Source organism: Acetobacter fallax (genome assembly GCF_011516735.1).
Taxonomy (GTDB): domain Bacteria; phylum Pseudomonadota; class Alphaproteobacteria; order Acetobacterales; family Acetobacteraceae; genus Acetobacter; species Acetobacter fallax.
Map to the genome: position 1 here is coordinate 25,605 of NZ_WOSX01000028.1, position 20,275 is coordinate 45,879.

General features: G+C 58.4%; 17 protein-coding genes and 3 pseudogenes. 4 read left to right on the forward strand and 16 right to left on the reverse strand.

What is annotated here, in order from left to right; translation table 11 throughout:
* Nucleotide 1 precedes the first annotated feature (1 nt).
* A complete protein-coding gene (locus tag GOB85_RS13090; RefSeq protein ID WP_173577938.1) occupies nucleotides 2–1,714 on the forward strand; it encodes an FAD-dependent oxidoreductase in 1,713 nt (570 codons plus the stop codon).
* A gap of 29 nt (nucleotides 1,715–1,743) precedes the next feature.
* On the opposite strand, the gene GOB85_RS19695 is transcribed toward GOB85_RS13090, so the two are convergent.
* The 13 genes and pseudogenes from GOB85_RS19695 to GOB85_RS13150 all read right to left on the reverse strand — a co-directional run.
* Nucleotides 1,744–2,310: an IS5 family transposase gene (locus GOB85_RS19695; protein WP_408737072.1), complete on the reverse strand. Its 567-nt coding sequence runs from the start codon at nucleotides 2,308–2,310 to the stop codon at nucleotides 1,744–1,746.
* A gap of 26 nt (nucleotides 2,311–2,336) precedes the next feature.
* Nucleotides 2,337–2,474: pseudogene (locus GOB85_RS19780) on the reverse strand (transposase); the annotation flags it as partial.
* Nucleotides 2,475–2,656: 182 nt separating this feature from the next.
* Nucleotides 2,657–3,595, reverse strand: coding sequence for a LysR family transcriptional regulator (locus GOB85_RS13100; RefSeq protein WP_173577940.1), 939 nt, complete (start codon nucleotides 3,593–3,595; stop codon nucleotides 2,657–2,659).
* 193 nt (nucleotides 3,596–3,788) lie between these two features.
* The gene (gene fdhD, locus GOB85_RS13105) at nucleotides 3,789–4,592 is read right to left on the reverse strand and encodes a formate dehydrogenase accessory sulfurtransferase FdhD (protein ID WP_173577941.1); all 804 of its coding nucleotides are present in this window, start codon (nucleotides 4,590–4,592) and stop codon (nucleotides 3,789–3,791) included.
* The gene (locus GOB85_RS13110) at nucleotides 4,589–5,065 is read right to left on the reverse strand and encodes a molybdenum cofactor biosynthesis protein MoaE (RefSeq protein ID WP_242011498.1); all 477 of its coding nucleotides are present in this window, start codon (nucleotides 5,063–5,065) and stop codon (nucleotides 4,589–4,591) included. The genes fdhD and GOB85_RS13110 overlap by 4 nt, the downstream gene beginning before the upstream one ends.
* Nucleotides 5,062–5,304, reverse strand: a complete 243-nt coding sequence (locus tag GOB85_RS13115) for a MoaD/ThiS family protein (protein ID WP_173577942.1) — start codon at nucleotides 5,302–5,304, stop codon at nucleotides 5,062–5,064. The genes GOB85_RS13110 and GOB85_RS13115 overlap by 4 nt, the downstream gene beginning before the upstream one ends.
* Nucleotides 5,292–5,900 (reverse strand): NTP transferase domain-containing protein, encoded by a 609-nt coding sequence (locus GOB85_RS13120; RefSeq protein ID WP_173577943.1) that lies wholly within the window; start codon nucleotides 5,898–5,900, stop codon nucleotides 5,292–5,294. Before GOB85_RS13120 ends, GOB85_RS13115 begins: the two co-directional genes overlap by 13 nt.
* Nucleotides 5,901–6,020: 120 nt before the next feature.
* Nucleotides 6,021–7,094, reverse strand: coding sequence for a GTP 3',8-cyclase MoaA (moaA, locus tag GOB85_RS13125; RefSeq protein ID WP_173577944.1), 1,074 nt, complete (start codon nucleotides 7,092–7,094; stop codon nucleotides 6,021–6,023).
* A gap of 70 nt (nucleotides 7,095–7,164) precedes the next feature.
* Nucleotides 7,165–9,468 (reverse strand): FdhF/YdeP family oxidoreductase, encoded by a 2,304-nt coding sequence (locus tag GOB85_RS13130; RefSeq protein WP_173577945.1) that lies wholly within the window; start codon nucleotides 9,466–9,468, stop codon nucleotides 7,165–7,167.
* 4 nt (nucleotides 9,469–9,472) lie between these two features.
* Entirely contained in the window at nucleotides 9,473–9,934 is a 462-nt protein-coding gene (locus GOB85_RS13135) for a nitrate reductase associated protein (RefSeq protein ID WP_173577954.1), read from the reverse strand.
* Between the two features lie 53 nt (nucleotides 9,935–9,987).
* Nucleotides 9,988–10,137 carry a DUF2474 family protein gene (locus tag GOB85_RS13140; protein ID WP_173577946.1) on the reverse strand — a complete coding sequence of 50 codons (150 nt, stop codon included), beginning with the start codon at nucleotides 10,135–10,137 and terminating at the stop codon, nucleotides 9,988–9,990.
* Nucleotides 10,124–10,903: a cytochrome d ubiquinol oxidase subunit II gene (locus GOB85_RS13145; protein WP_173577947.1), complete on the reverse strand. Its 780-nt coding sequence runs from the start codon at nucleotides 10,901–10,903 to the stop codon at nucleotides 10,124–10,126. Before GOB85_RS13145 ends, GOB85_RS13140 begins: the two co-directional genes overlap by 14 nt.
* A 3-nt stretch (nucleotides 10,904–10,906) precedes the next feature.
* Nucleotides 10,907–11,311, reverse strand: a pseudogene (locus tag GOB85_RS13150) (cytochrome ubiquinol oxidase subunit I); the annotation flags it as partial.
* A gap of 469 nt (nucleotides 11,312–11,780) precedes the next feature.
* On the opposite strand from GOB85_RS13150, the gene GOB85_RS13155 reads away from it, so the two are divergent.
* Both GOB85_RS13155 and GOB85_RS13160 read left to right on the forward strand, forming a co-directional pair.
* Complete coding sequence (locus GOB85_RS13155) at nucleotides 11,781–12,779, forward strand: Dyp-type peroxidase (protein WP_408737073.1); 999 nt, start codon at nucleotides 11,781–11,783, stop codon at nucleotides 12,777–12,779.
* Nucleotides 12,776–13,600, forward strand: a complete 825-nt coding sequence (locus GOB85_RS13160) for a family 1 encapsulin nanocompartment shell protein (RefSeq protein ID WP_173577949.1) — start codon at nucleotides 12,776–12,778, stop codon at nucleotides 13,598–13,600. The genes GOB85_RS13155 and GOB85_RS13160 overlap by 4 nt, the downstream gene beginning before the upstream one ends.
* A gap of 336 nt (nucleotides 13,601–13,936) precedes the next feature.
* Here the strand turns inward: GOB85_RS13160 and GOB85_RS13165 are convergent, their stop codons facing one another.
* From GOB85_RS13165 to GOB85_RS13175, 3 genes are read right to left on the reverse strand one after another with little or no spacing between them, the layout of a single operon-like run.
* A complete protein-coding gene (locus GOB85_RS13165; RefSeq protein WP_242011499.1) occupies nucleotides 13,937–15,391 on the reverse strand; it encodes an efflux transporter outer membrane subunit in 1,455 nt (484 codons plus the stop codon).
* Nucleotides 15,345–16,520: an efflux RND transporter periplasmic adaptor subunit gene (locus GOB85_RS13170; RefSeq protein ID WP_173577950.1), complete on the reverse strand. Its 1,176-nt coding sequence runs from the start codon at nucleotides 16,518–16,520 to the stop codon at nucleotides 15,345–15,347. The genes GOB85_RS13165 and GOB85_RS13170 overlap by 47 nt, the downstream gene beginning before the upstream one ends.
* Nucleotides 16,513–19,677: an efflux RND transporter permease subunit gene (locus GOB85_RS13175; RefSeq protein WP_173577951.1), complete on the reverse strand. Its 3,165-nt coding sequence runs from the start codon at nucleotides 19,675–19,677 to the stop codon at nucleotides 16,513–16,515. Before GOB85_RS13175 ends, GOB85_RS13170 begins: the two co-directional genes overlap by 8 nt.
* Nucleotides 19,678–19,879: 202 nt before the next feature.
* Between GOB85_RS13175 and GOB85_RS19320 the strand changes: the two are divergent.
* Nucleotides 19,880–20,233: pseudogene (locus GOB85_RS19320) on the forward strand (IS5/IS1182 family transposase); the annotation flags it as partial.
* Between the last annotated feature and the right edge of the window lie 42 nt (nucleotides 20,234–20,275).

Below are 20,275 nucleotides of genomic sequence, written 5' to 3' on the forward strand. Positions count from 1 at the left end.
GATGTCTCATACTGAAAACTGTGATCTTCTGGTTGTCGGGTCAGGGGCGGCAGGACTCTGTGCGGCACTCTCGGCAGCACGTCGTGGCCTGAATGTGATCGTCGCTGAGAAGGAGCCTGTCTTTGGCGGATCGACAGCCTGGTCCGGCGGCTGGATGTGGGTTCCCTGTACAAAATATGCCCGTCTGGACGGAAACGATGAAAATACCGATGCCCCTGAAACCTATCTTCGGCATGAGCTCGGAGAAAAGTTCGATGCAGAACGGGTAAAGGCTCTTCTGGAAGCCGGTCCGGAAATGATTGACTTTCTGGAGGAAGATCCGGATGTCCGGTTTTCCTCCGGCACCTGGATCTGCGATATCCATGGCAACATACCTGGTGCCGGTACGGGTTCGCGGTCTGTTGTTGCCGCACCGGTCGATGGAAGAAAGCTGGGTAATCTCTGGCCGTTGCTCCGGCGTCCGATGCGGGAAACAACACTTTATGGTATGGGGATACAGGCAGGACCAGATCTGCGTGCCTTTCTGAATGCACAGCGTTCCGTTCGCGCGCTGTTGCATGTGACCGGCCGCCTTGGCCGCCATTTCTCTGATCTGCTCCGCTATGGTCGCGGTACTCATCTCGTCAACGGAAATGCTCTTGTCGCAAGACTGATGCTTTCGGCAGACAAAGTCGGAGTTCGTTTCATGGCATCCAGCCCGGCGAAAAGACTTCTTACCAGGGACGGAGCCATCACAGGCGCCATCCTGAAATCGAAAAATGGTGAACTGACAGTCAGAACGCGCGTCGGTGTCGTCCTGGCCACGGGTGGCTTTCCACATGATGTTGCACGCCGCAAAGCTCTGTTTCCAAATACACCCACCGGGCAGGAACACTGGACAGTTGCCGCTCCCGGCACATCCGGCGATGGCCTTTCACTGGCCGAAGCTGCCGGTGCAGATATTGACACAGCGGTAGCCTCACCAGCCGCGTGGTGCCCTGTATCCTTGGTACCCTTCAGAGATGGAACGGTGGGTCATTATCCTCACATCATCGAACGGGCCAAGCCGGGGATCATTGCGGTAAGAGCCAATGGTCGCCGGTTTGGGAATGAAGCCGATGGCTACTATGATTATGTGACGAACCTCTTTCGTAGTCTGGAACCGGGAGAACAGCCGGTATCGTGGCTTATCTGTACGCGTGCCTTTCAGCGCCGCTGGGGGCTTGGGTATTCACGCCCTGCGCCATTCCCCCTGCGTCCGTACATCCGTTCCGGCTACATTACAGAAGGCAGAACGATCCGGGAGCTGGCCGGGAAATGTGGTATATCTCCGGAAGGACTTGAGAAAACCATTCGTTCCTACAATCATTTTGCGGATCGGGGCCAGGACCCTGAATTCGGCCGCGGTTCCACCCCGTTCAACCGGTCCGGAGGCGATTCTTCTCAGAAACCAAATCCCTGCGTGATGCCAATAGAAAAAGGACCTTATCTGGCCATCAGGATTGTGCCCGGCAGCTTTGGCACATTTGCGGGTATCCGCGCTGACGCGCAGGCCCGTGTCCTGGATCGCAAGGGCCAGCCAGTGCCTGGCCTGTGGGTGGCGGGATCTGATCAGGCCAGTGTCATGGGAGGATACTATCCGTCAGGCGGGATCAATCTTGGACCAGCGATGACGTTCGGATACATTGCCGGCAGGGATGCGGCGGAACAGGCAGAATCAAGAATTTCTTGCTGAATGGGTCATGAAGGACCTGGGCTCAGGACTCATTCTTTAAGCCAGAAGATGAAGGTTGCCGCGATATGGATTGCGGACATGAATGTGTGGGCGCATCTGTCGTATCGGGTCGCAACACGTCGCCAGATCTTCAGCTTTGCGAACATGTTTTCGATGAGGCGGCGCTTTTTACAGAGATGCCAGTCGTAAGGCGGCTTTGATGTCCGGTTTTTCTTCGGCGGAATGCAGGCGGCGATATTCCGGTCCGCGAGAGACTGTCTGATTTTATTGCTGTCGTATCCCCGGTCACCGATGACTTCCTCTGTCTCATCCGGCAGGTCCGCCAGCAGAACGTCCGCGCCTTTGAAGTCACTCACCTGACCCGCTGTCAGAGGCAGCCGGACAGGGCGTCCCTGTCCATCACACATGGCATGAAGCTTTGAGTTCAGCCCGCCTTTTGTGCGTCCGGTATGGCGGGGAAAAGCCCCTTTCTGAGCAGGGAGGCTGCCGTTCGGCGTGCTTTGAGATGTGTCGCGTCGATCATCAGGCGTCTCGAACGGCCAGCCTGTTCTGTCAGGGCGACGAAGATCCGGCCGAAGACACCCGGGCGGCTCCACCGGATGAAGCGATTATACAAAGTCCTGTCCGGACCATAGACGTTCGGTGCGTCTTTCCACTGAAGCCCGTTGCGGATCACATAAACGATCCCGCTCAGAACACGACGGTCATCCACGCGTGCCACGCCACGCGCCAGAGGGAAATACGGCCTGATCAGATCCATCTGACGCTCAGACAGCAAAAATATCTCACTCACAGCCTCACCTCCAACGGTAAGACTGTGAATCACAACGGTCCGCTCAGTTCAATAAATTAACAGGTCCTCAGCCTGGTATACGATAATGCCGGGGAATCAGAGTGGTTTCCAAAGACGAGAAAGTTCCGTTCAGTTCTCCACATAATTCCTTAGGCGGTAGGCGGCACAGGCCTTGGTTTGCACAATGAGTCTATATTGTCCTGAAAGTTTGTATTCAGGGCGATATCCCAGACGTCCGACGCAAATTCAGAGGTGATCTGTTCGCTCAGACGCACGATGCCTACAGCGCCTGGAGAAAAGCCCGGTAACCGGAGCATCCTGAGCCTCCCCGGAGGCGGCACGCGCAGCGGAAAAGACAGGATCGGCAGAATGGTTGCGACCTTTCCCTCCATGACTTCAGCGTGAATCAACTCCAGTGAATTCGTTTCACGACGTATCGTCGGTTCAGCCCCGGCGGTCTGAAATCCGACATCGACCAGTTGACGACAGCGCATTTCCCTGGTGAGGAGCGCAAGCGGTAATCTGGATGCGGCGTCCCAGCTGATGTCTTCTCCTTCAGGCAGCTGAAACGTGCGGGACGCCGCCAGCACCTGCTGTTCGGCATAGAGGGTGCGAACCTCGAAGGCTTTCGCCTGCGGGCACTGGTCGTAATACATAATTCCGATATCAAGTTCCTTGCTGACCAGCTTATCGATGAGTGTTCCGTTAGGAAGAACACTCACCTCACTCGCGAAGTCGCCACACCGCGCCTGCACGGCCTCCAGCAGCAGCGGAACGATATGCACGGCAGTCGGGATGACGCCGATTTTTACGTGTCCGGCGATCGCCTGCCTGGTGACCGAGACCTCATTGCGCAGTTCGCTGATGCTTTTGAGGATATCGTGTGCCCATTTCAGGACACGCGCGCCCTCATTCGTAACGCCGAAGACCTTTTTCTTGCGGTCGATGATGACAATGCCCAGCTCATCCTCGAGCTGACGGATGGCGCGCGATAAGGCGGGCTGCGACACGCCGCACGCACTGGCCGCTTTCGAGAAGCTTTTATAGCGTTCAATTTCACGCAGATACTGCAGCTGCTTCAGGAACATATCAAACTCTTCTCCAATGATGGATCGGCGGGTCCGGCGCCATCGGTGTCATCACGTTTTCGGACACGAATACGTTCTCGACGATGCTTGTAATGCGCGCTCCACCTCCGTCGTGATGCGATGACCGGATGAAGGGATGGCAGGCACCTGGAGCCAGCCACGCCACAACAGATTTCCCCGCCTGCTGCGATCATCACTCCGTCAGGCGCGCGGCGCCGCAGAAGACGAACTGCCTGTCGTGCCGCGCGATCGCGATCAGCGTCTGGTTCATCCGCTCGGCCAGCCGGAAAGCGCGCTCTGTCGGCGCCGACACTGCGACTACGGTGGTCATGCCCGCACACACTGTCTTGAGCGCCATTTCATACGAATAGCGGCTGGTCAGCAGACAGATTCCATCTTCCGAAAGTGTGTCGTTACGCATGCGGGCACCGATCAGCTTGTCGAGCGCATTGTGGCGGCCGATATCCTCCCGGATCAGAAGAATCTCGCCTTCCCTGTTCGCCCAGGCTGCTCCGTGGACCATGCGTGTCGCAGCATTCAGGTCCTGCCAGCGATCGAGATCATGAAGCGCACGGCGGATCGCAGCCGATGCAATCGTGGGATTGAGCGGAAAAGGTGACTGGCCGGTCACATCCACAGATGGCACATCGTCGCTGCCACAGATGCCGCAGCTCGAATGCCCGGTCTGGGCACGGGGCCTGCGCCGTAACAGGGTCGAGAGGCAGTCGCCCGAAATCATGACATCAAGCATCGGACCATCCTCGCCTTCCGACACCACGACCGACCGTATCTGCCGGGGCGCCTCGATGATGCGTTCCGTCAGACAGTAGCCAAACACGAAATCCGTCAGATGATCCGGCGTCAGCATCATCACGCCGTAGGGAAATATTCCGTTAAAGACGAGTTTGACCGGCACCTCGTCGGCGATGTTCAGATCGACCTCTTCCTCCGGACGATCGAGGCTCGTCACTTTCCTTGCATGAAACAAGGGAATCATGGAGCGTGGCCGCCGCCCGTTTTGAACGGACCCGGCTGGCCGGTCACATCAACCGACATGATGACAGACTCCCATTCAATCTGCCCATTGACATAATGCTCGCGTTTCCAGACCGGCACACGGCGCCTGATCTCATCGATAATGTAACAACAGACCTTGAAAGCGGCACCGCGATGAGGTGCGGCAACACCGATCCATACAGCGAGATCGCCGACGGGCAGGTAGCCCGTCCTGTGCATCGCGCAGGTCTCTGCGATATCGAAGCGTTCTCGCACCTCGTCGAGAATGACCTGTCCTTCGGACGTGACCAAAGGAGCAAACGCCTCATATCCGATGGCTGAAACGAGCCTTCCGTCGTTCGTCTGCCGCACCCATTCCTCGAAAGTGCAGAAGCCACCAGCTTCGGGCTTCAGAAGCGTTTCCCGAAGGGTGCCGATATCGACGGATGTGTCGGCAATCAGAAAGCGGTTCATCCGCCGCTCACCGGTGGAATGAACACCACATGGTCGCCTTCTTTCAGGCTCCGGGTCCAGGGACAAAATGCCGCATTCACGGCCACACGCATCTGCCCGGCAGGAAGCGCAAAACCGTATGCCACGCGAAGCTCCTCATAAAATGCCACCGCCGTGGTGACGGACGTTTCTCTCGTTTCGGCGCGACGGCCTGCCTGCTCGCCCGGCTGTGCGAAATATTCAGGTTCTATCCCTGGCATGTCTGTTCCTGACAGCGGGCAAGCCTGGTTTCAGCCTGCTGCCGCTCCCCGGGTGTATTGATATTGTCGAGTGCGCCAGGGGTACATGAAGGCAAAAGATACGTGACACTGCTGATGAGCGCCTGGCGCGGCCCGACCCTGCCTGCCACTACCTGACGAGATAATATTTCCAGAGCTTCAGGCTCCCAGATGGCGCAGAACGGTTCCGGCAACCCGTCATGTTCGCTTCGGAATGCAACAGCCGTATATCCCTCCCGACGGCCCTGAATCAGCGCATCGAGCGTTGGCGCGTCCAGAAACGGCAGGTCGCATGCCAGCACCAGCCATGCGACATCGGGGTATTCCTCATGGGCGGCGAGCAAACCTGCGGCGGGTCCGATTTTCTGAAACCTGTCGGTAATTCCGGGATAGACGCATCTCAAGGCATCGGTTTTCTGATCTTCCCGCAAGGATACGAAACAGCGGCTGACGCGCGGCGCAAGCAGGCTGAACGCACGGTCGAGTTGCGGCCGGCCCTCATAGGCAAGCGCTGCCTTGTCGTGTCCCATGCGGCGGCTGACACCGCCTGCGAGGACAAGTCCGCAGAGGGATCTCATAACACCGCAGCCACAGGCATCGTATTGCCGAAATCGTGCTTTCCTCCGTGCCTGGCGGCAAGACGTACCTCGCGGATCACCATCTCATGGGTCAGGACGGCTGTTTCTCCGTTCATCGCATCACCCTCCGATATAGTGCATTTCAATTTTCTTCCCCGCCTTATCCTCATGAGCAGCTTCAGCCCGTGATCGCCGTTCCTGACGCTCTTCGCTGTACCGGTCGGTGCGACGATGCCAGATGTTCGCCAGCGTCTGCCGGAGCGGCTCATCCTTGCCCGCATGACCGGCATCACGCAGGACTGCCCGCAGATCGGTGCCTTTCGTGGCGAAGAGACAGGTAAAAAGCTGACCATCCGAAGAAAGCCGCGCCCGCGAGCAATTTCCGCAAAACGGCGCACTGACCGAGGAGATGAACCCAATCTCCCCACCGCCATCGGCATAGCGGTAACGGGTAGCGACTTCGCCGCAATAAGTGGGTGACACCGGATCGAGAGGCCAGAGCGCATCGATCCGCGTGATCATCTCGCGCGAGGTTACGACATCGCTACGTTCCCAGCCGTTGCGATTGCCGACATCCATATATTCTATCAGGCGTACAATCACGTCCGTATGCCGGAAGTGTGCGAGGAGTTCCGGTACACCTGCATCGTTCACGTCACGCTGAACGACCGTGTTGACTTTGACCCCACGCGGAAATCCGAGCGCACAGGCTGCCCCGATGCCATCCAGCACGGTCCGCAGATCACCGCGTCCGCCGCTCATGCGCGCGAACACTGCCGGGTCCAGGCTATCGAGGCTTACGGTCACACGGTGCAGGCCCGCTGCGTGGAGTGCCGCTGCCTGACGCTCCAGCAGCATCCCGTTGGTTGTGAGCGCGATATCTTCGATCCCCGGAATCCGTACGAGCCGTTCCACCAGTTCCGGCAGATTCTGACGAAGCAACGGCTCTCCGCCTGTCAGGCGGAGCCTGGTCACGCCCAGCTCCGCAGTCGCACGTGCCACCCGTTCGATTTCGTCAAAATTCAGCCGCTCATCAGGCGTCAGGAAGCTGAAGCCTTCATGATAGATCGAATCCGGCATGCAATAAGGGCAACGAAAGTTGCACCGGTCCATCACGGAAATTCGCAGATCCCTGAGCGGTCGATGGAGCCGGTCTTTTGTGGGCCTGACGCCCGGCAAAAATTCCGCATTCATGATTTGGGTCTTCGCTTTCCACTCGCGGCATCACCCGAAGATGGATGATGCCGCATTGAATGGGACACACTCAGCCAGCGATCCGGATTGGCGCGGCCGACGCGATACTCGGCACCACTTTGACCGGAATAGCCTTGGCGGCTGGCGTACCGCTGACCTCGTCATAAAAATCAAGCGGCAGGAGCGGATTGAGTTCCGGGTAATATCCCGCGATGGCGCCACGCGGCATGGGGTAGTCAAGAATCGTCAGCCCATCAACGTACCGACGGCGTCCGTCCTCGCTATAGGTTTCCAGACCGATGACCGCTCCGTTCTCCAGTCCCCGATCTTCGCGATCCTCCCTGTTCATGAAAATGACGAGGCGGTTGTTGTACACACCACGATACCGGTCGCTGTTGCTGTAGATCGTGGTGTTGTACTGATCATGCGAGCGGATTGTCGCCAGACGCAGCATGGCCGGATCCTCGATCACGTCATTGACCTCAAGCCCCGGCATGACAATGAAGTTCGCCTTGCCGTTCGGCGTTTTCCAGACGCGTCGGCGCGGCGGAATATCGAGATGAAAACCGTGAGGATCTTTCATCTTCTCCGAAAAATCAGTGTAAATCTCGGGATAGACCTCCGCGATCCTGTCACGGATCAGTGTATAATCCTCGATATAATCCGCCCACGATGTCTTCGAATGAGGCAGCGTTGCCATTGCCACGCGGCAGATGATCTCCGTTTCCGGTTTCACATCCGGGCTGACCGGTTCGAACACACCGCGCGACGGGGTCACGTTCGACATCGCATCCTCGATGGTGACGAACTGCTCACCTCTGGATGTCCGGATGATCTCGGAGCGGGACACGACCGGCAGGATCAGTGCATCTTTGCCGTGAACCAGATGGCCACGATTGAGCTTGGTTGTGACGTTGACTGTCAGGTTCAGCCGTCCCATCGCCGCATAGGAGCGCTCGGTATCAGGGATGGCGCGGGCGAAATTGCCGCCCATGCCAAAAAACACCTTCGCGGTGCCCTCTTCCATGGCCGCAACCGCTTCAACGACATGATGACCGTGCTCACGCGGCGGTTCGAAGCCAAAAACATCGCGTACGCGGTCGAGATACGCTTGTGTCGGCTTCTCGTCGATGCCGACCGTGCGGTCGCCCTGCACATTGGAATGTCCCCGGATCGGCGCGATACCTGCACCCTTTTTCCCAAAATTCCCTTTAAGGAGCAGCAGACTCGCCACCTGCTGAACAAGGTGAGAACCTTCCTGATGCTGCGTCAGCCCCATCCCGTAGCAGATGATCGTAGCGTTCGATTTTGCGTAAATTCCGGCAATCCGACGGATCTGTTCTTCAGACACTCCGGATATCCGGGTGATATCCACCCAGGAGACGGACATGACATCCGCGCGCAAAGCCTCCAGCCCCGCCGTGTGTTCCGCGATAAAGTCCTGATCCAGAACCTTCTCGCCACGCTCTTCGGCTTCGAACAGCGCACGCATCATGCCTTTGAAAATGGCCAGATCGCCGCCGATCCGGACATGCACGAATTCGCTGGAAATCGCGGTTGAACCGAACGTCCCCATCTGCAGGATGTCCTGCGGCTCGGTGAAGCGGATCAGCGCACGTTCGGGCATCGGGTTGATCAGCACGATCGGGATACCGCGTTTGCGCGCCTCCACGAGGTTTGTCATCATCCGCGGGGAATTGGTGCCCGTATTCTGTCCGATAACGAAGATTGCCTCGGCATGCTCGAAATCGGCCATGACAATCGTGCCCTTGCCAATCCCGATGGACGGCGGGAGCCCCCGCGACGTCGGTTCATGACACATGTTCGAACAGTCGGGGAAGTTATTGGTGCCGAATTCGCGTACGAAGATGGAATAGAGGAACGCTGTTTCGTTGGCAGTTCTTCCGGATGTATAGAACTCCGCCTGATGCGGGCTTTCGAGCGCCTGGAGGTGCTTGCCGATCAGCGCGAACGCATCGTCCCATGCGACCGGAACGTATTTGTCGGTTGCCGCATCATAGCGCATGGGCTCGGTCAGGCGCCCCTGCATCTCCAGCCAGTAATCGCTGCGCTCCATCAGTTCCGTGACGGTATGCCGGGCGAAAAATTCCCGCGTGACGCGCGCTTTGGTCACCTCATGCGCCAGCGCCTTGGCGCCGTTTTCGCAGAATTCGAGTGTCTTGCGATGATCGGGATCAGGAAAGGCACAACTCGGGCACTTGAAGCCACCGGGCTGGTTCATCGCAAGCAGACCGCGTGATCCCTTGACCAGGACGCTCTGTTCCATGAGGACCCTGGCTGTCGCGTTCGCGGCGCCCCATCCTCCGGCCGGATGATGGTAGGGCTTGAATTCAGATTCTTTTTCTTTGCTCATGATGTCAACGCTCCCCCTGGAGGATGCCAAATTCTTTCAATGCAGGTACGAAATTTTCGTTCTCATGCTTCGACCTTGCGAGTTTGATCAACGCGAAGCGCTCGAGTGGACTCAGCTTGGCCCATTGCTCCGGCGCTGGAACCGGAACACCATCCGCCCGTGCCTGAATCGAAACTGCTTCAGGCATACAATCCTCCTCGCGCCAGTCTGCCAGCGTCTGGGGAGGCAGAAAGCGAACAGGTTCATCTGCCCGGGCGGCAATCAGATCCAGAACAAGGGCGCGGTATGCTTCCTGTTCCGCGGACGTATCGCACAGCATCTCCACCAGCCTGCCCCGTTCCTCGCGCGACAGGCGGCTCCACTGACGGAGCGTCATCTTGATTCCTACAATATCGAGCTTTTGTCGCGCGATCATGGGAATGCAACGCAGCGAACCGGCGAAATCGCGCTCGAATTCGAAAATCATGGAGCTTTCAGACATTATGCCGGCTCTTTCGGCCATCAGGAGAGATGCATTTTTCATTTGGGCACCAGAAGATGGAGTAACGAGGCTGCGACGAAGAATGCGGTGGTACTGACAATCCAGATTGCGGCAAGCCACGCCAGCCGGATGCTCAGGTGACGGGACGCCCGCGACCCGTCACCCCTTACAACTTCAATGACAGCCATCGGCTTCGGACACTTTCCCGCGAAAAACGCGATAGGAGTAAATCGTGTAGGTCAGGATGATGGGCAGAAGGATGACGGTCCCGACAAGCTGGAAGAGCTGGCTGGATGGCGGCGACGACACATCCCACAGGGTCAGTGCCGGCGGTACGGCCCAGGGCCATACGGCAATGCCCAGACCGGACAGGCACAGAAAGAACCAGCCCAGCGCGCAAAGGAACGGCACGCGCGTGTGTCCCTTTCGCAGACTTGCCACCAGCAGGGAGCCAAGCACGATCATGACTACCGGCACCGGCGCCACGAACAGAATGTTTGGCCATTCCGTCCAGCGGCGGAGATAAGGCGCATGCAGCAGAGGTGTCCGGAAACTGACGGCGACAATACATATGAAGAGCCCGATCGCCAGCCGCTCCGCCCGATGACGGCACGAAGCCTCCAGAGCGCCGGTCGTCCGCCACACCAGCCACGTTGCGCCAGGCAGGGCAGCCAGCATAAGCACGATCGGCAGATAGAAGGCAGGCAGCAGTGTTGCACAGGCGCCCGGGAAAACGCCGTAGAGCACGGCGCCGCCCAGAACCATCCATGTCTCATTGCCATCCCGGACCGGCGCGATCGTGCTGATCATGACGTTGCGTCGGCTCTCGTCCCGTTCAAGCATGAATAGCATGCCAATTCCGAGATCGAACCCCTCGAGAACGACATAGATCGAGATTGCGGCGATCAGGATGACGGCCCAGATGATCGGCAGCCAGTGTGCGAAATCCATCATCTTTCAGGCGCCTTTCGCAGCAGAGACATCGATGACGGCGGGATGTGCGCGCGTCGCCAGAATATCGGATGCGTGTGAAGGATCGGCGTCACACTCCCCTTCCTCGGGTTCCCGACCGAGCATCCGGACAAGAATGCCCAGACCCGAGCCGAAAACGACCACGTAGACGACGACAAACACGGTCATCGACACGACCATGCTCGACAGTACGACCGGCGAAACACTCTGTGAGGTCCGCAGAAGTCCGTAGACGGTCCAGGGCTGGCGACCGACCTCGGTGGTCACCCAGCCACACAGCAGGGCCAGAAAACCGGCGGGAGCCATGCACAACGCCACGCCATGGAAGGCCGGGCTGGTAAAGAGCGTGCTGTTCCGCCGATGCCACAGCGACCAGAGCCCGACCAGCATCTGGAAAGATAATATGAACGCCAACGGTAAAGGCGAACTGAAAACGTGCCAGAAGGAACGCTATATCATGAACATTCTGCATTCATAACTTCCAGGATCTTCCCGACATCAGGAAAGATGCCTTTTATTTGAAAAGAGTGAACCTGAATTGACAGTCAGAAGAGCACATCAAATAGCCGACTGATAACGCGCAAAATTCCCGCACTGTTCGTTTGAGGAGTATTATAAGATCATTCTTACACAAGCGTCCAAGACCTTCTCGTTATAAAATTATGCGTACTGGTTATATAAACAGGAGAATTTGATCTGATATGATTATAGTTTAATATGGACTGAATACGCGACAGAACGAGTAGTCAGAGAATCTGGATACGCAACGCGAGCGAGCCCTATGGCGAGGAGTTTTTGACCATTGACCACACTTCAGGCCGTCGATGCCAGACTGACCCGGGCCGCCGTCTTCCTGATCATGACGCTGAACGACGGCAATGATACCGCGATCGGGGCGCAGGTCCGGGACTTGCTGGGCGATATATCCTCGCTGGTGCGGGGAACCGGTTTTCGTATTCCCGATGGTCGCCTGAGCTGCGTGACCGGAATCGGGTCAAAGGCCTGGGATGTGCTTTTCGGCACGCCGCGCCCGAAAGATCTGCATCCGTTCAGGGAAATTCACGGCGTGCATCATGCTCCCTCTACGCCGGGAGACCTTCTCTTCCATATCCGCGCCACGCGAATGGACCTGTGTTTCGAACTCGCGGCCACGATCGTCTCCCGTCTCGAAGGTGCCGCGACCGTGATCGATGAAGTCCATGGCTTCAAATACTTTGATGAGCGAGATCTGCTTGGGTTTGTGGACGGAACGGAAAACCCGTCTGGCCAGGTGGCAATCGACTCTACAATCATCGGAGAGGAAGACCCGAACTTCTCAGGTGGCAGCTATGTCATCGTTCAGAAATACCTGCATGACCTGAAAAAATGGAATGCCATGGCGGTCGAAACGCAGGAAGACGTCATCGGCCGACACAAGCTTTCCGATATCGAGCAGCGCGATTCCGCCAAAAAGAGTTATGCGCATAATGTTCTGACGAACATTGAGGAAAACGGCGAGCAGCTTCAGATCCTGCGTGACAACATGCCCTTCGGACAGGTCGGCAAGGGTGAATTCGGTACCTATTTCATAGGCTATGCCCGATCCCCCGCCCGCACGGAACAGATGCTCCAGAACATGTTCGTGGGCAAACCGCCGGGTAACTACGACAGGATTCTGGATGTCAGCACGGCAGTCACCGGCGTGCTCTTCTTCATCCCGACGGCCGATTTTCTCGACGGTGCGCCAGACCTGATGCCCTCGATATCGTCTGGCGAAAATGCTGCCGGAAGTCCGGCTTCCGACACCTGTGTCTCTGCTCACCCGGTTGACGCTACGTCTCTGGGCATCGGCTCACTGAAAGAGGAACCACAAATATGAACAATCTCCATCGTCACCTCGCGCCGGTTTCCAGCGCTGCCTGGGAGCAGATCGAGGACGAAGCCGCACGCACCCTCCGGCGCCACCTGGCCGGACGGCGTGTCGTTGATACTTCCGAGCCGAAGGGGCTGTCGTTCGCAGGGATCGGGACCGGCCGCGGCAGCGCGATTCAGGCGCCGAACGACGGCGTGCAGGCCATACAGCGTGAAGTGCGTCCGCTGGTCGAATTACGTGTTCCGTTCACGTTATCACGTGAAGAGATCGACGCTGTAGATCGCGGTTCCCAGGATTCGGACTGGCAGCCGGTGAAAGATGCAGCAAAGAAGATTGCGTTTGCCGAAGATCGCGCGATCTTCGACGGTTACAGCGCGGCAGGCATTCATGGCATCCGCGAAGCAACCTCCAATGCCCATCTGAAGTTTCCGGCATCCGTCAGGGATTATCCCCGCGTCATCACCGAGGCACTCAACGAACTCCGGCTCGCAGGCGTGAACGGTCCTTACTCTGTTGTGCTGGGCGCGCAGGCCTATACGACCGTGAGCAGTGGTGATGATGAAGGATATCCCGTCCGCAAGCACATCGAGAGCCTGATTGACGGAAAGCTCATCTGGGCCCCCGCCATCGAAGGCGCGTTCGTGGTGTCCATGCGCGGTGGTGATCTGGTGCTCGATATCGGGCAGGATTTTTCAATCGGCTATCTGAATCATACCGCAGATACGGTCGAGTTATATCTGCAGGAGAGCTTCGTCTTTCGCGTCCTCACCACGGAAGCGACGGTGGCAATCGACGCTGCACCCCAGGAGACGACACCGGCGGCCTGACGCCAGGAACGTCTTCGTCTTCTTGTGTTTCGTTTCAGCGACATTCTGCCCGGGCTCACTTCGGCCAGAATGTCAGTTTAACCTTTATGAAAATTCGACAGGATCACAATTAGTCCCACGATCGCGTTCCTCATGCACCGAGTTTTCTCCGGGAAAATAGAGAAAAAACATCACACATCAGGCAGGAGTACAAGCTTCATCAAACCTCGCGCCCTGACTGACGGCGCGCCCTAAGAGGAAGACCCGTTATGGTGGGAACGACACGGGACTTTATAAATTTCCAGTGCGTTCCGGAGCAGCCTGTCGGCACCGCGGAAACGTCTGAACAACAGAGACCTATTTTCCTTCTAATCCATCATGGTCGCGCCATCCGCCCCCGATGGCCCGCACAAGATCAATGCCACTCATGAGACGGCGCGTATTGACCGTAATCAGGTCTTCGCGCGCCTGCAGTTCAGCCGTCTGGGCAATGACAACCTGCAGGTAATCAACGGCCCCTTCGCGGTACTGAATACTGGCCAGATGGTCGGTGCGCGTTGCCGCCGTCACCCCTTCCTCCTGCCGCGCGGCGGCGTCGGCCAGATGATTGAGGAGCGCCAGCTGGTCCTCAACCTCGCGGAAAGCCGTCAGGGTCGTCTGACGGTAACCAGCTGCCGCCTCAGCATATTCTGCATGGGTAAGGGCCAGATTGGCAAACCGCCGCCCACCATCAAATATGGCCAGTGTTGCCAGCGCCGGGCCAAGCGCCCACACACCGCTCCCGGCCGAAGCCAGCATACTGGTCGTGGTTTCCGAGCCACCCATCGCTCCAAGCGTGATGTTGGGAAAGAAAGCCGCCCTTGCCACCCCGACCCGGGCATTGGCCGCTGCCATGTGCCGCTCTGCCGATGCGACATCCGGCCTGCGTTCCAGCAGGCGGGCGGGAGCGGCGATGGGAATGACCGGCACGGGCGGCAGGTCCTCCACCGGCGGAATTGAAAAGGTGGAAGGCTGCTCACCGATCAGCACGGCAATGGCATGTTCCATCAGCGCGCGGTCCGCCACTTGCTGTTCCAGCCGGGATTGTGTTGTGGTCAGCTGGGTGTGTGCACGGCCTACATCCAGTTCATTCGCCGCCCCGCCGACAAAGCGCTTTGTGGTCAGATCCAGCGCTGCGGAATAGGCCGCTATGGTCTTTCGCAACAGGCTGACGCGGGCATCCAGACCGCGGAGCTGGAAATAATCATCGCCCAGTTCACCTTCCAGACTGAGACGGAGTGATGCGAGGTCGGCCGCGCTTGCCTGGGCGCTGGCCCGTGCCGCCCTGACCAGATTGCGGATACGACCCCAGATATCCGGCTCCCACGAAACAGTGCCTCCGGATTCATAATCGCGGTATTCGTAATAGTTTCCGTTGGCAACAAAGAGGGCACGTTCACGCTGTGCGCTGGCTGTTGCATCGATCTGGGGGAAAAAGTCGGCCCGCGCCCGCCTGACCAGCGCCCGCGCCTCATTATATCGCGCCACGGCGGCGGCCAGTTGCGGACTGCCGTGTTCGACCCTGTCCTCCAGCCGGTCCAGATCCTCATCTCCCATAACCGCCCACCACGCCCCCCGTTGAGCGGTATCGGCGGGCTGTGCCGGTGTCCAGGGTCCGGTTTCCCTGAATGTCACGGGTATGTCAGGGAGTGTGGGCTTATGGTATCGGGGGGCCAGATTGCAGCCGCACAGCAGAACGAGGAAGAACAGAACCACCCTGCCCTGCTCAGTTGCCATGCCCACCACCTTCACGCGGTCTGACGGAATCTCCATCCCCGATATCATCCGGCGGGTTGGTTATGATCCTGTCCTGTGGTGCGAGCCCCGTCACCTCAAGTTCGGTCCCGAAATCGATCAGGATCGAGACGGGCTGTATCCTGGCATGGTCATGTTCATCCACCAGCGCCACGGTTGGCCCGTCCTTGCGGAAGAGCAGACTGCTGGCGGGAACACGCACGGTGGGCGGCGCCTGTGGCTCCGGACCGTGAAACGTAAAGGCGATCTGGGCATAGGCCCCTGGTTTGAGAAGATTTTCCCCATTCTCATAGACAAGCTGGACCAGCATCGTTCCCGACTGGGAATCAACCGCATCCGAGGAATGGAGCATACGGGCTTCAAACTGCCGGTTACGGTAATCCGGCACCGTGAAATGTGCCACAAAGCCCTCCCGCATTCGCGCGGCATAGGCCTGTGGCACACGCACATAAAGCCGCAGGCGGGTCACGTCCGATACGGTAAAAAGCGGTTGGCTCGCCGCCGTGCCGGCTACGATCAGCGCACCGATATCGGTCGCGCGGCTGGTCACCACACCGGCAAAAGGAGCAATGATGTGCTTGAAGCCGGAAAGCGTCTCAAGCCGCTCCACCTCCGCCGCAGCTTCATGCCGCGTGGCCTCGCTGGCCGCAAGATCGCCCCGGCGTTCGTCCGTTTCCTGCTGGGATACGGCATTCTGGGCATTCAGCCGGTCCCACCGGCGTGATGTAATCCCCGCCAGATCACGTTGTGCGGTCCGTGTGCCCAGCGCGGCCCTTGCTCCGGCAAGCTGCAGATCAACATCGGGTGTATCGATTTCCGCCAGAAGCTGGCCTGCTTCCACCTTCTGCCCGATATCGACATACCATTTCCGCAGATAGCCATTGGTGCGGGCATAGACCGGTGCACTGTACCATGCCTGCAGGATGCCGGGCAGGACCAGTGTATCAACAGCATGGCCACCTGGATGCACGACCGTTACACTGGGTACCAGCGCCGCAACATTCATCGCATGAAGCTGATGGCGGTCATGGATACGCATAATCGTGCCCGCGACGAGTATGATCCCGAAAATGCACGCCGCGACAGGAATGATCCAGCGCAGACGTGGTTTGGGACCGGCGGCTGCGACAGCGTGGCTTTCAGCCATGGGCATGTGTCCCGTCAGTCCCATGCCGTGCACGCCTGTCATAGATGATAGCGAAGAGTGACGGCACAAAAAACAGAGAGGCACAGGTGGCAAAAATCAGGCCGCCAATGACGGCCCGTCCCAGCGGTGCATTCTGCTCCCCGCCTTCACCCAGCCCCAGCGCCATAGGCAGCATGCCGATGACCATAGCCAGCGCCGTCATGATGACAGGCCGCAGGCGGGTGCTGCCCGCCGTCAGAGCGGCCCTGAGCGCATCTCCATGCTCAGCCAGTTGTTCACGGCAGAAGGTGATGACAAGGATGGAATTGGCCGTCGCCACCCCCATGCACATGATCGCTCCCGTCAACGCGGGCACGGAAAGCGGAGTATGCGTTGCAAACAGCATCCAGCATATTCCCGCCAGCGCGCCCGGCAGCGCCAGCACAACGATGCACGGATCGGTCCAGCTCTGAAAATTGATGACAATGAGAAGATAGATCAGAACGATCGCTCCCAGCAGGCCAAACCCCATACCGGAAAAAGCGGTTGTCATGGCCTGGTACTGGCCACGCAGCGTAACCGTGACGGTCTCGGGCCGGTCATGTTCCAGATGGTGCAGGGCCGCCTGCACGTCCGATGCGATGGCACCCAGATCGCGTCCGTCCCCGCCTGCGAAAACATCGATCAGCGAGCGGATATTATACTGTGCTTCGACTGGTGAAGTCGTGCCGCGCGTAATTGTGCCAAGGGCGCCGAGCACCTGAAGCCGGGTGGTCGACACTCCGGTTACGGGCAGGCCGATGATATCCGCCAGAGAACTGATCCGGTATTCGGGCATCTGCACCGCGATGGGGTAAGTGACCATGCTGTGCGGGTCCAGCCAGTAAAGCGGGGCAGTCTGCACGGTTCCGGCAATGGAGGTTGCGATGGCGCTGGTGATATCCCCTTCCGTCAGACCAAGCTGGTTGATGCGGGTGCGGTCCGCATCAAAACGCAGTTCGGGGTAATGGCCGGGCTGCTGGGTGCGGGCATCGACCAGACCGTCAATGGGACGTATGGCTCGCAATATGCGGCCGGCAAACTGCCGCGTCTCGTCAGGGTTGGGGCCGGATACCTGAATGTCGATCGGGGCCGGTGCGCCGAAATTGAGGATCTGGGTTGTGATGTCCGACGGCAGGAAGGCAAAACTGGCCTCGGGGAATGCTCTGGGCAGTTCACGCCGCAGAATGCGGATGTACCGCTCGGTCGGGTGATGATTTTCCTTGAGAGCGACGAGGATATCGCCATCCTGCGGCCCGATGGTACCCGATGCATTATAGGCGACATTGATGGCGCTGGTGGGCAGGCCGATATTGTCGGCAATGGAATCAATCTCGCTTGCCGGAACCCTTTGGCGGATCTCTTTTTCGATGCGCTGGAACAGGGCCGACGTCTCTTCGATCCGCATGCCTGTGGGGCCACGCACATGCAGAGTCATTGTGCCCGCATCGACCTGCGGAAAGAAGTTGCGACCAAGGAACGGGAGCAAACCCATGCTGAGAGCGGCAAAGCACAGGAAACCAGCCACGAACCGACCGCGATAGTCCAGAATACTTCCCAGAAGCGCACTGTAGCGGGCACGCAACGCCTCAAAACGTCGCTCGAAACCGTGCTGGAAGCGTGTGAAGATATTCTCTCCGGGCTGTTTTGCGTCCTCATGTGGACGCAGCAGGAACATGGCCATGGTCGGCACGAGTGTGCGTGACAGGATGAAGGACATGGTCATGGCGAACATGACCGACAGCGCCATCGGCACGAACAGGAAGCCCGCCACACCCGGCAGGTAGAACATCGGCACAAACACGATGCAGATACAGATCAGCGAGAGAAAAGCCGGGACGATGATCTCCCCTGATCCGTCAACGATGGCGGTATGGACGTCCTTGCCCATTTCGAGGTGACGCTCGATATTCTCGATCGTGACCGTCGCCTCATCCACCAGAATGCCCACGGCCAGCGCAAGGCCGCCCAGTGTCATGACATTCAGCGTTTCACCCAGCACGGACAGTGCCACGACCGCACCCATGACCGATAACGGTATAGAGGTCGCCACAATAAGCGTGGATCGCCATGAACCAAGAAACAGCAGAATCATGAGGCTGGTCAGGCCAGCCGCGATAGCCCCTTCGCGCATCACCCCATCCACGGCCGCCCGGACAAAAAGCGACTGATCGTTGACGGGCCTGAGTTTAAGCTGCCTGGGCAGGCCGCGTGTCGCATCGGGGATCATCGTCTTGATCCCCTCCACGATGGCGATCGTGGAGGTGGCGCCCGATTTCAGCACGGTCAGGAGCGCGGAGCGCTGGCCATCCACATGCACCACGTTCTGCTGGGGAGTGGAACCATCACGCACATGGGCCACATCACGCACACGTACGACTGCACCATTGATCGTGCGTACGGGCAGCATGTTGAGCAGTTCGACCGAAAGCGGCGCGTTATTCAGCCTGAAATTATACTGGTACTCCCCGATTTTTACGAAACCTGCGGGAGTGATCTGTGTCTGGGTGGTCAGAGCGTTGCTCACATCCTGAGCGGATACGCCCCGGGATTGCAACTTGCCGGGGTCGAGATCCATCTGGATCTGGCGCACGCGACCGCCATAGGGGTAAGGCAGGGCCGCGCCCGGCACTGTTACCAGCCGGTTACGGATGAAGTTGAAACCGTAATCATAAAGCTGTTGTTCGGTCATGCCCTCGCCTGACAGTGCAAGCTGCACGATCGGCACGGTGGAGGCATTGTAATTCAGGATCAGCGGTGGGGTGGTGCCAATGGGGAGCTGGCGCAGAATGGTCTGGGCGATAGCGGTGACCTGCGCGTTCGCGATGCTGATATCGGTGCCAGGCTGGAAAAAGACCTTTATCACACCGATGCCCGTCAGCGACTGTCCCTCGATATGTTCGATATTGTTGACCGTCGTGGTCAGCGTGCGCTGGAACGGCAGTACGATGCGCCCGGACATGTCCTGCGGAGAGAGGTTGCTGTAGGTCCATGCCACCGCAATGACGGGAATCCCGATATCGGGAAAGATATCCTCTGGCGTGCGGATGGCAGAAAGCACCCCGGATATGGCGATAAGGATGGCCATCACAACAAATGTATAGGGACGGGCAAGTGCCAGCAGTACAATTGCATTCATGCCGTTATTTTCTATCGATTGTGATGCCCTGATGATTCATATGTTCGCAGGCCAGCAGACAACGCCTGTCGTGCTGGCCGGTTTATGGCCTGGGGCCAACAATTTTGAATCAGGACGTGTCGTCAGTTAACAGGAGGCGATAGCGACCTTATACTTCAGCTTGTTTTATGATGTTTTCCCTGATTTTCAGAGAGCAATGCGGATGCGATGGTATGGCCTGAGTGACAGTCAGCGAGAGCAGATAAAAGGATCTTCTTCCGGGGCGCGAAGGTCATGTCGGCGGGAATCGCGCCTCGGTGACGGAAAGAATGTCCACCGGCGGTTACGTCGCTGGTGCGAAGGCGGCGTGACCGAACGAATTTTCCGACATCTGGCCGCAGATCACGACAATGAATACATGATGACCGAAAGCACGATTGTCCGGGCGCATCAGCACAGCACAGGCACTCGCAAAAAGGGCGGAGGGCGCGGATCAGGCCATTGGGCGATCCCGGGGTGGCTGACCACAAAGACCCACGCCATTGTCGATGCGGCAGGAAAGGCCGTGATTCTGTCCTGACACCCGGGCAAGGGCGGATATCACTGAAGCAGAGCTTCT